This is a genomic window from Pseudomonas farris (assembly GCF_019145235.1).
Lineage (GTDB): Bacteria > Pseudomonadota > Gammaproteobacteria > Pseudomonadales > Pseudomonadaceae > Aquipseudomonas > Aquipseudomonas farris.
Map to the genome: position 1 here is coordinate 154,030 of NZ_JAHSTV010000011.1, position 14,131 is coordinate 168,160.

General features: G+C 61.3%; 16 protein-coding genes and 1 riboswitch. Of the genes, 2 read left to right on the forward strand and 14 right to left on the reverse strand.

Annotation, left to right across the window (positions count from 1 at the left end):
- Positions 1 to 12: 12 nt before the first annotated feature.
- From KVG95_RS22830 to cobO, 14 genes are all read right to left on the reverse strand, one after another.
- Positions 13 to 564 (reverse strand): glutathione peroxidase, encoded by a 552-nt coding sequence (locus KVG95_RS22830; RefSeq protein ID WP_217858054.1) that lies wholly within the window; start codon positions 562 to 564, stop codon positions 13 to 15.
- Positions 565 to 620: 56 nt separating this feature from the next.
- Positions 621 to 743, reverse strand: a complete 123-nt coding sequence (locus KVG95_RS30050) for a hypothetical protein (protein WP_264082335.1) — start codon at positions 741 to 743, stop codon at positions 621 to 623.
- The gene (locus KVG95_RS22835) at positions 740 to 1,948 is read right to left on the reverse strand and encodes an MFS transporter (RefSeq protein WP_217858055.1); all 1,209 of its coding nucleotides are present in this window, start codon (positions 1,946 to 1,948) and stop codon (positions 740 to 742) included. The genes KVG95_RS30050 and KVG95_RS22835 overlap by 4 nt, the downstream gene beginning before the upstream one ends.
- Positions 1,949 to 2,000: 52 nt before the next feature.
- A complete protein-coding gene (locus KVG95_RS22840) occupies positions 2,001 to 2,405 on the reverse strand; it encodes a MarR family winged helix-turn-helix transcriptional regulator (RefSeq protein ID WP_048394362.1) in 405 nt (134 codons plus the stop codon).
- Between the two features lie 150 nt (positions 2,406 to 2,555).
- A complete protein-coding gene (locus KVG95_RS22845) occupies positions 2,556 to 3,287 on the reverse strand; it encodes an adenosylcobinamide-GDP ribazoletransferase (protein WP_217858056.1) in 732 nt (243 codons plus the stop codon).
- 2 nt (positions 3,288 to 3,289) lie between these two features.
- Entirely contained in the window at positions 3,290 to 3,865 is a 576-nt protein-coding gene (gene cobC / locus KVG95_RS22850; protein ID WP_217858057.1) for an alpha-ribazole phosphatase family protein, read from the reverse strand.
- Positions 3,862 to 4,917, reverse strand: coding sequence for a nicotinate-nucleotide--dimethylbenzimidazole phosphoribosyltransferase (cobT, locus tag KVG95_RS22855; protein WP_217858058.1), 1,056 nt, complete (start codon positions 4,915 to 4,917; stop codon positions 3,862 to 3,864). Before cobT ends, cobC begins: the two co-directional genes overlap by 4 nt.
- A complete protein-coding gene (cobU, locus tag KVG95_RS22860) occupies positions 4,914 to 5,435 on the reverse strand; it encodes a bifunctional adenosylcobinamide kinase/adenosylcobinamide-phosphate guanylyltransferase (protein ID WP_217858059.1) in 522 nt (173 codons plus the stop codon). Before cobU ends, cobT begins: the two co-directional genes overlap by 4 nt.
- Positions 5,436 to 5,566: 131 nt before the next feature.
- Positions 5,567 to 7,027, reverse strand: coding sequence for a cobyric acid synthase (locus tag KVG95_RS22865; RefSeq protein WP_437180803.1), 1,461 nt, complete (start codon positions 7,025 to 7,027; stop codon positions 5,567 to 5,569).
- 29 nt (positions 7,028 to 7,056) lie between these two features.
- The gene (gene cobD, locus KVG95_RS22870) at positions 7,057 to 8,049 is read right to left on the reverse strand and encodes a threonine-phosphate decarboxylase CobD (protein ID WP_217858060.1); all 993 of its coding nucleotides are present in this window, start codon (positions 8,047 to 8,049) and stop codon (positions 7,057 to 7,059) included.
- Complete coding sequence (gene cbiB, locus KVG95_RS22875) at positions 8,042 to 8,950, reverse strand: adenosylcobinamide-phosphate synthase CbiB (protein WP_217858061.1); 909 nt, start codon at positions 8,948 to 8,950, stop codon at positions 8,042 to 8,044. The genes cobD and cbiB overlap by 8 nt, the downstream gene beginning before the upstream one ends.
- On the reverse strand, positions 8,947 to 9,597 hold the full coding sequence (gene bluB / locus KVG95_RS22880; protein WP_201059492.1) for a 5,6-dimethylbenzimidazole synthase: 651 nt from the start codon (positions 9,595 to 9,597) through the stop codon (positions 8,947 to 8,949). The genes cbiB and bluB overlap by 4 nt, the downstream gene beginning before the upstream one ends.
- The gene (locus tag KVG95_RS22885; protein WP_217858062.1) at positions 9,594 to 10,976 is read right to left on the reverse strand and encodes a cobyrinic acid a,c-diamide synthase CobB; all 1,383 of its coding nucleotides are present in this window, start codon (positions 10,974 to 10,976) and stop codon (positions 9,594 to 9,596) included. The genes bluB and KVG95_RS22885 overlap by 4 nt, the downstream gene beginning before the upstream one ends.
- Positions 10,977 to 10,986: 10 nt before the next feature.
- Positions 10,987 to 11,598 carry a cob(I)yrinic acid a,c-diamide adenosyltransferase gene (gene cobO, locus KVG95_RS22890; RefSeq protein WP_052967210.1) on the reverse strand — a complete coding sequence of 204 codons (612 nt, stop codon included), beginning with the start codon at positions 11,596 to 11,598 and terminating at the stop codon, positions 10,987 to 10,989.
- 80 nt (positions 11,599 to 11,678) lie between these two features.
- Positions 11,679 to 11,909, reverse strand: a riboswitch (cobalamin riboswitch).
- A gap of 154 nt (positions 11,910 to 12,063) precedes the next feature.
- Between cobO and KVG95_RS22895 the strand changes: the two genes are divergently transcribed.
- A complete protein-coding gene (locus KVG95_RS22895; RefSeq protein ID WP_217858063.1) occupies positions 12,064 to 12,648 on the forward strand; it encodes a hypothetical protein in 585 nt (194 codons plus the stop codon).
- A 68-nt stretch (positions 12,649 to 12,716) separates the two neighbouring features.
- A complete protein-coding gene (locus tag KVG95_RS22900; protein ID WP_217858064.1) occupies positions 12,717 to 14,030 on the forward strand; it encodes a PQQ-dependent sugar dehydrogenase in 1,314 nt (437 codons plus the stop codon).
- Positions 14,031 to 14,131: the final 101 nt, after the last annotated feature.

Genomic DNA, 14,131 nt, shown 5'->3' on the forward strand with positions numbered 1-14,131 from the left:
AGTGGCCGTCGCTCAGGGTTTCGAGGCCAGGGCTTTCTCTACTGCCTCGATGAACTCGGGATTATCCGGCTTGGTCAGGCTGGAGAAATTGGCGATCACTTTGCCTTGGCGATCGACCACGTACTTGTAGAAATTCCACTTGGGCGAACTGCTTTGTTCAGAGAGAACCTTGAACAAATGCGTTGCATCATCGCCGCGGACTTTCTGTGGCTCGGTCATGGTGAAGGTCACGCCGTAGTTCACGTAACAGACTTTGGCAGTCTCTGCACCATCTTTGGACTCTTGCTTGAAGTCATTGGATGGAACACCAACCACCTCAAGCCCTTGATCCTTGTAACGCTGATACAGCGCCTCAAGGCCTTTGAACTGCGGGGCGAAGCCACAGAAGCTCGCGGTATTGACCACCACCAGTGGCTTGCCGGCGAAGCGCTGGCACAGATCGATGGATTCCTTGGCACGCAGCTTGGGCAATGAGCCTTGTAATAATTCCGGGCATTCTGCCGCCTGGGCCAACCCGGTAAAAGCCGTCAGCAACGCGGGGACTGCAAGCCAGCGCATCAGCATGTCGGTGCATCCTTGAACAATCGTCAGAAAACGAAATTACTCGCCTTCGCCGCTCGCTAGCAAGCACCCATGCCCAACTGCATCAACGCCAGGCCACCCTGATGCCAGCCCCACCACGCCAGGGCCAGCAGCAATATGCCGACGGCGAAAGCAGCCATTCGCGGCCAAAGACTGTTCATGCGGCACTCATCCGGGTTTGCAGACGCGCCACCGGCTGCTCGCGCACCGGCCAGTTCAGGGCTGCGGCCACCAGACTCAAGAGAATTGCCACCTGCCAGATCAAGTCGTAACTCCCGGTTCGGTCATACACCACCCCACCCAACCAGCCGCCGAGGAACGAGCCGAGCTGATGGAAGAGGAAAACGATCCCACCGAGCATGGACAAATTTCGTACACCGAACAAGGTCGCCACCGTGCCGTTGGTCAAGGGCACCGTCGACAACCAGAGAAAGCCCATGGCCATGCCGAACAGATAAGCCGTGATCTGAGTGACCGGTGCCCAGAGGAACAGCACAATCACCACCGCCCGCAACAGATACAGACCGGTGAGCAGGCGCGGTTTGGACATTCGCCCGCCGAGCCAGCCTGCTGTATAGGTGCCAAAGATATTGAACAGCCCGATCAACGCCAACACCGTGGTGCCGACGGAGGCTGGCAAGTGTTGGTCCACCAGATAGGCCGGCAAGTGCACGCCGATGAACACCACTTGAAAACCGCAGACAAAAAAACCAAACGCCAACAGCCAGAATCCTGAATGGGAACAGGCTTCATGCAGCGCTTCAGAGAGGGTTTGCTCGTGCCCAAGAACCGGCAGCGGCTTGTCCTTGAGCATGCTCACCAGCGGCACAATCAGCGCCACCACCAGGCCCAACACCAGCAATGCCGCGGACCAGCCAAGCCAGCCGATCAGCCCCAGCGTGCCGGGCAACATGGCGAATTGACCGAAAGAACCGGCAGCGCTGGCGATCCCCATGCCCATGCTGCGTTTTTCCGGTGGCACGGCACGGCCAACCACGCCGAGGATCACCGAGAACGAGGTGCCCGACAGGCCGATACCGATCAACAGCCCGGCGCTCAAAGACAAGGTCACCGCCGAATCAGACAGCCCCATGAACACCAGACCCAGGGCGTACAGAACACCACCGATCAACACCACTTTCGCAGCGCCAAAGCGGTCGGCCAGTGCGCCAGTGAACGGCTGCGCCAGGCCCCAGATCAGATTCTGCAAGGCAATGGCGAAAGCAAACACTTCGCGGCCCCAGCCGAACTCGGCACTCATGGGCGCCAGAAACAGCCCGAAGCCGTGTCGCACACCCAAGGATAACGCCAGAATCAGCGCACTCCCCAACAGCACCCAACCGCATGTACGCCACATTGATGTCATTCTTGTTCTCCGGTAGCGGGTATATACCCGCTTAAGATCGAACAAACTGGCCTCAAGCCAATTCGTCCAGCAATTTCAGCAAGGTTTCACGCTTCTCGGCACCCAGACGGTCGATCAACCGTTGCTGCGCCGCTTCCCATGCCGGCAAGGCCGCTGCCAGACGTTCGCGCCCTGTCTCGGTGAGCAGGACGATGCGATTGCGCATGTCCTCACCCTCAACCAGCGTCACCAGGCCTTCACCTTCCAGCACCCGCAGATTGCGCCCGAGGGTGCTGCGATCCAGGCCCATGGCTTCAGCCAGAGACGAGATGCTCGGCTGATCCAGACGCTGCAGATTGCACAGCAGAGAATACTGGGCAACGTTGATCCCGAAGCCATCGAGGGCGCCGTCGTAATGCCTGCTGACGCCTCGAGCGGCGCGACGCAGGTTAGTGCACAAACATTGAGAAGGAAGCATAGTGCGTGTATATACCCGCGGTTAAATGAAAGCAAATTTTTTGAAACATATTACCTGTGGGAGCGGGCTTGCTCGCGAAAGCGGTGTGTCAGGCGATACCTATGTTGACTGTGCCGCCGTCTTCGCGAGCAAGCCCGCTCCCACAGGGATTCAGAGCAGTGCCAACCCCACCAGCACCGCCACCTCCAGCAATTCCAGCAACGCCCCCGCCGTATCGCCAGTCGCCCCGCCCAGTCGTCGCACCATCACTTGCCGCAACCAGGCAAACACAGCCACCGCCAGCGCAAGCGCCCATACACCGCTGAACCCGGCCATCAGCACACAGGCCACCGCACTGATCACCAACACCTGTTTGCCGGCCAAACGCGGTAGATGATCAGCCAGCGCCTGTCCTAATCCACCGGGACGCACATAAGGCGTGGTGAGGAATAACCCCAGTAACGCGCTGCGGCTAATCAGTGGAACGATGATCAGGACCACACTGTGCTGCTGCTCGATCAACGCCAGCAGCGCGGCGAATTTGAGCAGCAACACCAGCACCAGCGTCACCACGGCGATCGGCCCGCTACGTGGGTCTTTCATGATGGTCAGGGTGCGTTCACGGTCGCCATAGCCACCAAGCCACGCATCGGCGCTATCGGCCAGGCCGTCCAGGTGCAACGCGCCGCTGAGCAAGACCCAAACGCTCAGCAGCAGTGCGGCGTGAAGCAATAATGGCGTGCCCAGCAATAGCCAGTTCAGCCCCCACAGAATCGTGCCGAACAGCAAACCGACCAGCGGATAAAACAGCAACGACCGGCCCAGCTCCTCGGGCGTCGGCATGCCCGGCAGACGAATCGGCAGACTGCTCAAAAATTGCAGGGCGATCCAGAACGGCAACATGATTAGATCGCTTCCCTTAACAAGACGCCGGTTTCGACCGACAGCGAGAACAGCGCGCCATGGCCGACTTCAACGTTGAGCAACTGCTCACGCGGCAATCCGCGCGCTTGAGCCAGCAACAAACGCATGACGCCGCCATGGCTGATCAGCAAGATTCGCTCACCGGCATAGGCCGCGTGCAGCCGCTCGATGGCCGCCAACACCCGCGTTGAAAAGTCCGTAACCGGCTCACCCTCAGGCGGCGTGAACGAATAAGGATCGGCCCAGAACAAGCCCAACGCCTCGGCGCTGGTCTCCATCAGCGCCGCCGCGCTCTGCCCTTCCCAGGCGCCGAAGTGCAGCTCTTGCAGATCCTTATCCAGTTGCACCGGCAAACCCAGTTGCGCCCCAAGCTCTTCAGCAAAACGCGCACAACGCTGCAACGGCGAACTGACCAGTCGATCCCAGGGCCCCTGCTCGATCACCGCGGCGCGCATTTGCTCCCAGCCCTTGCCGGTCAGCGCATCGTCGAGACTGCCGCGCAAACCGCCGCCGAGTTCAGTTTCGCCGTGGCGCAACAGGTCCAGGCGCAAGATCATGCCGGACGATCCGCCACTGCGGCTTCGGCAAACGTCGCCATCTGCCTGTGCAGGTCGCAGGCCAGACGAAGCAATGGCACGGCCAATGCCGCACCGCTGCCCTCGCCCAGTCGCAGGCCGAGGTCCAGCAACGGTTCGGCGTTCAGGGTTTCGAGCACATGGCGATGACCCGGCTCGGCGCCGCGATGACCGAACAGCAACCACTCACGGCAGGCCGGATTCAAACTCACCGCCACCAGCGCGGCGACGCTGCAAATAAACCCGTCGACCAACACCGCGACACCTTCCTGAGCACAGGCCAGGTACGCGCCGACCAGCGCAGCAATTTCAAAACCGCCGAGGTTGAACAGGGTCTGCAACGCATCGCCCCGTTGAGCGCTGTGCAACACCAAGGCGCGTTCGATGACCTGGGCTTTATGGTTGACACCCGCCGCGTTCAATCCGGTGCCCGGCCCGGCCAGATGCACCACAGGGCAGTCGAGCAATGCACAGGCCAACGCACTGGCCGCGGTGGTGTTGCCGATGCCCATTTCGCCACCGATGAACAACTGCGAGCCGGCTGCGATGGCGCGCTGCGCACTGTCACGACCCGCCTGCAAGGCGAGTTCGCCCTGGGCCTGCGTCATCGCTGACCCCTGGACGAAATTCGCCGTACCCGGGCCGATGTTCAGGTGACGCACACCCGGCAGATTCAACGACGGCGTGACGGTGCCGAGGTCGACCACTTCCAGGGATGCCCCCAACTGCCGCGCCAACACGCTGATCGCCGCGCCGCCGCTGACAAAGTTGTGCAGCATCTGCCCGGTGACTTCCTGCGGAAACGCCGACACGCCTTCGGCGACCACACCATGGTCACCGGCAAAAATCGCGATCCACAGCCGATCGAGCGTCGGCTTGACTTGCCCCTGCAACCCGGCCAATTGCACCGCCACCGATTCTAGCCGGCCGAGCGAACCGGCAGGCTTGGTCAGTTGCTGTTGACGCGCCTGCGCCTGCTCGACCGCTTGCGCATCGATTGGCTTGCACGGGTTCAGCCACCAGGAGTGAGTCATAACGCAGTTCCTTTCAAAGTCAGGGGCAGGCCAGCGACGGTCAGGACGACACGCTGACAGCGCTCGGCCAAGGCTTGATGCAGCCAACCGGCTTCATCGACATAGCGGCGAGTCAATTCGCCCAGCGGTACGACACCCATTCCGGTCTCGTTGCTGACAAAAATGATTTCACCCGGCAATGACGCCAGGCAGTCCAGCAAAGCTTCACGCTCGGCCGGCAAGCGCTCGGCATCGTCTAGCATCAGCAGATTGGTCAACCACAGCGTCAGGCAATCCACCAGCAAGCAACGATCGGCACTGGCGTTTTCGCGCAGCACGCGGGCCAGTTCCAGCGGTTCTTCGATCAACGCCCACTCGACTGGACGACGGGCGCGATGATGAGCCACCCGTTCGTTCATTTCATCGTCCAGGGGTTGGCTGGTGGCGATGTAGGTGACTTGAAGCTGACTGTCTGTCGCCAGTTTTTCAGCCAGGCGACTTTTGCCGGAGCGGGCGCCGCCGAGGATCAGTTGCAGCATGGTTCATTCCTTTAAATGTGCGGTGAGGCGACTTCAGTCTTCGCGAGCAAGCCCGCTCCCACATTGGAACTGCAACACCTCACATCCAATGTGGGAGCGGGCTTGCTCGCGAAGAGGCCAGCACATTCCCCCTAAAACCCACAGAGTTCACGCAACAACCCGGTATCCAGATGCTTCTCCACCAGATCCGCCAGCCGTTCGATATCGCGCTCACGCAAGGCGTGGTAATCGACCTCCTGCACATCCTGCAACCCGGCCCAGCGCAACAGCGCACTGCACGCTGCCGGCGACTCGAACAGGCCATGCAGATACGTGCCGAAAATCTGCCCATCGACACTTTGCGCGCCATCGCAGCGACCATCGTCGAGCTGCACCGCGGCGTTTTCCAGCGCCGGTCCGGTGGTCACGCCGGCATGGATTTCATAGCCGCTGACCTGCGCATCCTCCAGCGCCAGGCGCCCACGTACATTGCGCAACTGCTTCTCTTCTTCGAGCTGCGTTTCGAACGCCAGCAGGCCCAAACCGACACTGGAACCCGGCGCGCCTTCGAGGCCCAGCGGGTCATGCACCTGCTCGCCGAGCATTTGCAGGCCGCCGCAGATCCCCAGCACTTTTCCACCGTAGCGCAAGTGCCGCGAGATAACTGTGTCCCAACCGTTGGCCCGCAGATACGCAAGGTCGCTGCGCACGCTTTTCGAGCCGGGAAGAATGATCAGGTCGGCCGGCGGAATCGCCTGACCGGGGCCGATGAATTGCAGGTCCACTTGCGGATGCAGGCGCAGCGGATCGAAATCAGTGTGGTTGCTGATGCGCGGCAGTACCGGCACCACCACGTTGAGCACCTGATCGGCCTTGTCGGTCTGACGCTGATCGAGGCCGTCCTCAGCCTCAAGATGCAGGTCCATCACATACGGCAAAACGCCGATCACCGGTTTGCCGGTGCGCGCCTCCAGCCAATCGAGGCCTGGTTGCAGCAAGGCGATGTCGCCGCGAAAACGGTTGATGATGAAGCCTTTGACCCGGGCCTGTTCACTGGGCGACAGCAGCTCCAGCGTACCGACCAAATGCGCGAAAACCCCGCCGCGATTGATGTCGGCGATCAACACCACCGGGCAGTCCACCGCCTCGGCAAATCCCATGTTGGCGATGTCGCCGGCGCGCAGGTTGATCTCTGCCGGCGAACCCGCGCCTTCGACCATCACCACCGGATACGCCGCGCTCAAACGTTCATGAGAGGCCAGCACCGCTTGCATCGCGATGGCCTTGTAGTCGTGATAAGCGACCGCGTTCATCGTCGTGACCGCGCGACCATGAATGATCACCTGAGCGCCGGTATCGCTATTGGGTTTGAGCAACACTGGGTTCATATCGGTGTGCGGTTCGAGGTTGGCCGCCTGGGCTTGCACCGCTTGAGCGCGACCAATCTCGCCACCGTCGGCGGTTACCGCGCTATTGAGGGCCATGTTCTGCGGCTTGAACGGCACGACGCTGACGCCCTGGCGAGTGACCCAGCGACACAGCGCCGTCACCAGCGTGCTTTTACCGGCGTCGGACGTAGTGCCTTGCACCATCAAAGTAGCGCCCTGCACCATCAAAGTCGCGCCCAACACCTTCAACGTAGTCATTGCGCTTCCTTAACGTAAGCTTCAAGCGCTTGCTCGAGACGTTGCCAATCCGCTTCATCGGCGGGCAAGCCAAACCGCAGGCTGCTGTTGTGGGTGAACAACCGCAGCAGAATGCCGCGCCGGGCCATGAATTCATGCAGCGCTTCGGCGCACTCGGTGATCAGCCATTGGAACAATGCGCAGCCGCCCTGAGGTTTGAAACCGTACTGTTCAAGCAGCAACGCCAGACGCTCGCCGGCCTCGTCAGTACGAATGCGCTGTCGAGTGTGCCCGTCCGTATCCGTCAGGCACGCCTGGCCCAGTACTCGGGTCGGACCGCTGACCGCCCAAGGGCCGACCTGTTCGGCCAGCAGTTTGAGCAACTTGCGCTCGGCCAATACAAAACCCAGCCGCACACCGGCCAGGCCGAAAAACTTGCCGAAGGAGCGCAGCACGATCAAGCCGATCTGATTGGCAAACGGCGCCAGACTCAAATGCGGGGTGTTGTCCATGAACGCCTCGTCCACCACCAGCCAGCCACCGCGCTGGGCCAGCCGCGCATGCCAATCCAGCAGGCGAGCCGGGGTCAGGCTCAGCCCTGTCGGATTGTTCGGGTTGACCACCACCAGCACGTCGAGGCTGTCGAGAAAGAAATCGACTTCCGACTCCAGCACTTCACGCACGATGTAACCGTTGCGACGCCAGGCTTCAGCGTGCTCGGCGTAACACGGCGACAGCACGCCGACTTTGCCGGCCCGGCGCAAACGCGGCAGCAACTGGATCGCCATTTGCGAGCCGGCCACCGGCAACACCTGGGCCGCACCGTAATAGTCGCAGGCGGCCTGCTCCAGCCCGTCATCGGTTTCCGGCAACCGGGCCCAGGCCCGCAGCGGGATGTCCGGGACCGGGAATGGCCAAGGCGCCAGGCCACTGGACAGGTCGAGCCAATCGGCTTCGGCAATGCCGTATTCAAGCGCCGCCTTGCGCAAGCGGCCACCGTGCTCAAGCATAGAACTCAGCCCCCACGCAGAGAATCAGCAGCCATAACCATACCCCGCGCTGGACCAATTGCCAGCCACGGTCGATGGAATCGGCATCCGCCGGCACGCCTTCGCCCAACTGCGGACGCTGATGCAGTTCACCGTGATAAATCGCCGCCCCGCCCAACTCGACACCCAGCGCACCGGCACCGGCCGCCATCACCGGCCCGGCATTCGGGCTGTCCCAGGTCGGGCCTTGTGTACGCCAGCACTTCAATGCCAGTCGGGTTTTACCCAGCAGTGCGTAGGTCAACGCCACCAGGCGTGCGGGAATGTAGTTCAGAACATCATCGATCTTCGCTGCCGCCCAACCGAAACGTTCGAAGCGTTCGTTGCGATAACCCCACATCGCATCGAGAGTGTTGCTCAGACGATAGAGCACCACGCCGGGCGCACCCGCCACGGCAAACCAGAACAGCGCGGCGAACACTGCATCGCTGCCGTTCTCCAGCACCGACTCGGTGGCGGCGCGGGCAACTTCGGTTTCATCCAGTTCGCTGGTTTGACGGCTGACCAGATAACCAACACGTTTGCGCGCCTCGAACAGATCATCACTACGCAGGGCCTTGGCCACTGGCTCGACGTGCTCGCCGAGACTGCGCATGCCAAGGGCGCAATAGAGCACGAGAATCTCGACGATCCAGCCAACGTAAGGCGCCCAGGAAAGTGCGGTGGCCAACAAGGTCAGCGGCACGACCGCCATCACCCAGGCCGTAACGCCATGACTGCGCCAGCCGCGGCCACCGGAGTTGAAACGTTGCTCGATGCGATCGGCAAAACGACCGAACGCCACCAGCGGATGCCAGCGTCTGGGTTCACCCAGTAGCGCATCCAGCGCGACCGCAGCGACACTCAACAACGCCACACTCATTGACTCACTCCCCAATAATTTTCATACAGCAACTCGCTGAGTGGACGCGCCTGCGCCCAGCCTTCGAGTACCAACATCGGCGCCGGATAGAATTCCTTGACCGGCCCCAGGCAAAGAACGGCCAAAGGCTTGGCCCCGCTCGGTAAACCCAGCAAGTCCGCGAGCGCTTGCGGCTCGAACAATGACACCCAGCCCATGCCCAGGCCTTCGGCGCGGGATGCCAGCCAAAGGTTCTGGATGGCGCAGGACAACGAAGCCATGTCCATTTCCGGCAATGTACGACGACCGAAGATATGCCGCTCACGATCGTCCATCAGCGCGGCAACCAGCACCTCGGCGCAGTCGTTGATGCCTTCGACCTTGAGCTTCATGAATTCGTCGGAGCGCTCGCCGAGGGCTTCGGCGGTGCGGATGCGTTCTTCTTCCACCAGTTGCTGGATCTTGCCGCGCAGTGCCCGGTCGCTGATGCGGATGAAACGCCAGGGCTGCATCAGGCCGACACTCGGCGCCTGATGCGCGGCTTCGAGCAGACGACGCAGCAACTCGGGCTCGACCGTGCCGCCGCTGAAGTGCCGCATGTCGCGGCGTTCGGCGATGGCTCGGTAAACGGCTGCGCGTTCGGCTTCGGAAAATGCGTTGTCTGTCATGGCCTCTTCGCGAGCAAGCCCGCTCCCACATTTGAAATGCGTTCCCCTGTGGGAGCGGGCTTGCTCGCGAAGGCGGCCTCACGATCAGGCACAAACAGCGCTGCAATCGCTGATGGATTGGACGGGAAATAAAAATGCACATAAGAGGCCGTCATCCGCCCCTCACGATAAACCGCCTCCGCCCCTCGCCCGCCATTCGGGCTCAGCCCACGAGCAATCGGCTCAAGTTCGGTGCTGGTCAGCGAGTGGTGATAGGTGTGCCCACGCAGCAAACCTTCCGGCAATTCGACCGCCTGCAAGGCCAACGCGGCAAGACGCTTCTGCATTACAGCATCACCGGCCAGCAAACCGACCAGTTCAGCGCGAGTGCCCTCGACATCGGTCAATGAGTCGAGCAAATACAGCATGCCGCCACACTCGGCGAGCAACGGTTTACCCGCCGCGTGATGAGCGCGGATCGCGGTCAGCATCGGCGTGTTTTGCGACAACGCCACATGGTGCAATTCCGGGTAACCGCCTGGCAAATACAGGCTGTCTGTCTCCGGCAATTCGGTGTCGCGGATCGGTGAGAAGAAAGACAATTCGGCGCCCATGGCCCGCAACAGATCAAGGCTCGCGCCGTAGGTAAACGCGAAAGCTTCGTCCCGGGCCACGGCAATCCGCACACCGGCCAGCAACGGTTCGGCGGCGATCATTTCAGGCGCGGCGAACTCCACGGCTGGCGGTAGAGCCACATCGCAACTGCTGGCCAAGGAGTCGGCCGCCGCATCGAGACGCAGGTCGAGATCATTCAGCTCGCTGGCCTGAACCAGACCGAGATGCCGACTCGGCAATTCGATCCCGGTCTCCCGGGACAAGGCGCCGTACCAGCGCAAGCCTTCAGTCAGGCTGCCTTCGAGCAACTGCGCATGGCGCACGGTGCCGACCCGGTTGGCCAGCACACCGGCAAACGGCAAGTCCGGCTGATAACGCGCAAGGCCCAGGGCCAGCGCGCCAAACGTCTGCGCCATGGCGGTGCCGTCGATCACGCCGAGCACCGGCACACCGAAGTGCCTCGCCAGATCGGCGCTGGACGGCGTACCGTCGAACAGCCCCATGACGCCTTCAATGAGGATCAGATCGGCTTCGCCAGCGGCCTCCCACAATAGACGCCGACTTTCCTGCTCGCCGACCATCCACATGTCGAGTTGATAGACCGGTGCACCGCTGGCGCGCTCGAGAATCATTGGGTCGAGAAAATCCGGGCCGCATTTGAACACGCGAACCTTGCGCCCCTGATTACGATGCAAACGAGCGAGCGCGGCGGTGACGGTGGTCTTGCCCTGACCGGAGGCCGGCGCGGCGATCAGTACCGCCGGGCATTGACGATGGCTATTCATAAAGTGCAGCTCACAACTCAACGCCTTTTTGCGCTTTGATTCCGGCCTGGAAGGCGTGCTTGATCATGCCCATTTCAGTGACGGTGTCGGCCAGCTCGATCATCTCCGGTTTGGCGCCGCGACCGGTGACCACCACGTGTTGCATCGGCGGACGGGCCTGCAAGTCGCTGAGCACCTGATCGAGATCGAGGTAGCCGTGCTTGAGGGCGATGTTCAACTCATCGAGCACCACGAGGCCAATGGCCGGATCACGCAGCAATTCGCGGGACACCGCCCAAGCGGCTTCGGCGGCGGCAATGTCACGCTGGCGATCCTGGGTTTCCCAGGTGAAGCCCTCGCCCATCACATGAAAACGCACCTGCTCCGGGAAGCGCCGGAAGAACAGCTCCTCGCCGGTGCTGGTGCGCCCCTTGATGAACTGCACCACGCCGCACTGCATGCCGTGGCCCATGGCCCGCGAAAGCATGCCGAACGCCGAGCTGCTCTTGCCTTTGCCGTTGCCGGAAAGTACCAGCAGCAAACCGCATTCATTCGGCGAGTTGGCGATGCGTTCGTCGATCACCGCTTTTTTGCGCAGCATGCGCGCCAGATGGCGTTCGTCACGATCGGGGGTATCAGTCATGGGGAGCTCTCCGTTGAGGCTGGATAACGGCGGGCAGGCACAAGAATAGACGGCAAGAAGCCTAGCATCGCCCACCGTGATGCCGTTGGATGAATCAGGCCGGTCTCCGGGCTCATGAGCGGCTTTGCGCCTGACTGCGCGCCTTCCCATGTCGTTGACACAGTGGCTCAAGGCGCAGTCTTCACTCATTTACCGTTGCGGGGGCAGCGCCGGGATCGTGATCATTCTTCGCTGGAAGAAATTCACTCACCGGCTTCCCTGTTTCACTCTGTCGACCAAGGTCACAGAGCACCTGAAACAAGCCGCGAAGGTTAGAGGGTTGGGGGTGGAGCGTCAATTAAAGCCGGGGCGCCGCTGAGCGAATAACTGCCATCGATCAATTAACTGACGCCAATCTTGTGCCAAACTGCCAGCAGTGATATCAAAGAGCCACAACCTGACAACACAATAACAAGGGTGAGCCACATGCAAGGCATGATCATCAGCAATCCGAAGCTGGAATTCCTGCGGCCGGTGCTGGAACGCTGGTTTGACTGTATCGACCGCTTCAACGCCGTACGCGGCGATAACGATACACCTTACTGGTACGACGAAAACGCCAACCTCGGCCTGCTCTCCGCCGCGGCCTGGATGGCAGAAATGGTCACGCTGCAACAAACATCCACGCGCAAACAGACCGAAGAAGGCGAACGCAACGCCCGCGCCGATCTGTTTATCGCCAGCAGCGAAGAACGCGCGTACCTCCAGGCCACCCAGCGCTGGCCGCGAGTCAATAGCCTGAACCTGACCCAGGCACTGGCGGACATCACCAGTGACGCGAAGCGAATCAGCTACGCCAGCGATCTGAAACTCGGCTGTCTGTTTGTCGCACCACAAAAAGCCCAGCACAGCGCCACCCCGGAAGAACTCCAGGACATGGTCGACGACCTGCAAAAGGAACATACCTGCGCCGTGGCCTGGTATTTCCCTTACGCTTACCGCAAGTTGCGTAATGAAGCCGGCAACTACCATCCAGGCATCGCTATTCTGCTCAAGGAAGCCCGCGGCTGACCGGTTGAACCATCGAGCGTCTACGCTTCTCTATGATTACGTCAATGCATTCATAGGGAAGATCAGTAATGCGCAAACCCCAGCTCGTTTTCATCATCGCGCTCGCCGGAGGGCTAGCCGCCTGTGGTGAAACCTCCAGCCTGCAAGTCTCGGATGGCACAGGCCCCTCGCCCAAACTGCCAGAACCGAATAAAACCCTGATCCCGACGGTGAACATCGCCCCGGCGATTGGCTGGCCTGAGGGTAAGAAACCCGTCGCCGCGGCAGGGACTCAAGTGGCGGCGTTTGCCGAAGGCCTCGAGCACCCGCGCTGGCTCTACGTATTGCCCAATGGCGATGTTCTGGTAGCCGAAACCAACGCGCCGCCCAAACCCGATGACGGCACAGGCATTCGCGGTTGGGTCATGGGCAAAGTCATGGGCCGTGCCGGTGCCGGCGTCCCCAGCCCGAACCGCATCACCCTGCTGCGGGACAAGGACCACGATGGCGTCGCCGAAACCCGCACGGTATTCCTGGAAAACCTCAACTCGCCATTCGGCATGACCCTGGTCGGCAATGACCTGTACGTCGCCGACACTGATCGTCTGCTGCGTTTCCACTACGAAAACGGCGAGACAGCGATCAAGGCGCAGCCGATCAAGGTGGTCGATCTGCCGGGCGGTACACTGAATCACCACTGGACCAAAAATGTCATCGCCAGCAAAGATGGCAGCAAGCTGTACGTCACCGTGGGCTCGAACAGCAACGTCGGTGAAAACGGCATGGACCAGGAGGAAGGCCGCGCGGCGATCTGGGAAGTGGATCGCGCCACTGGCAATCATCGGATCTTCGCCTCGGGGATTCGTAATCCAAACGGTCTGGCCTGGGAGCCTCAGAGCGGCGCACTGTGGACCGCCGTCAATGAGCGTGACGAAATTGGCAGCGACCTGGTGCCGGACTACATCACATCCGTGAAGGACGGCGGGTTCTACGGCTGGCCTTACAGCTATTACGGCCAGCACGTCGACATTCGCGTCGAGCCGCAAAACCCCGATCTGGTGGCCAAGGCCATTGCGCCAGACTACGCGGTGGGACCACATACCGCGTCACTGGGCCTGACCTTCGCCGAAGGCAGCAAACTGCCTGCACCGTTCACTCAAGGCGCTTTCATCGGCCAACATGGCTCGTGGAACCGCAAGCCGCACAGCGGCTATAAAGTGATTTTCGTGCCGTTCGGTGCCGGCAAACCGACCGGGCAGCCGGTGGATGTGCTCACTGGTTTCCTCAATGACGAGGAAAAAGCCATGGGCCGGCCGGTGGGCGTGGTGATCGATCAGCAGGGTGGCTTGCTGGTGGCGGATGATGTCGGGAACAAGGTGTGGCGCGTTTCCGCCGCCCAATAACTGCAACACATATTACCTGTGGGAGCGAGCCTGCTCGCGATGGGGTCAGCACATTCAACAACGATGTTGCCTGATGCACCGCTATCGCGAGCAGGCTCGCT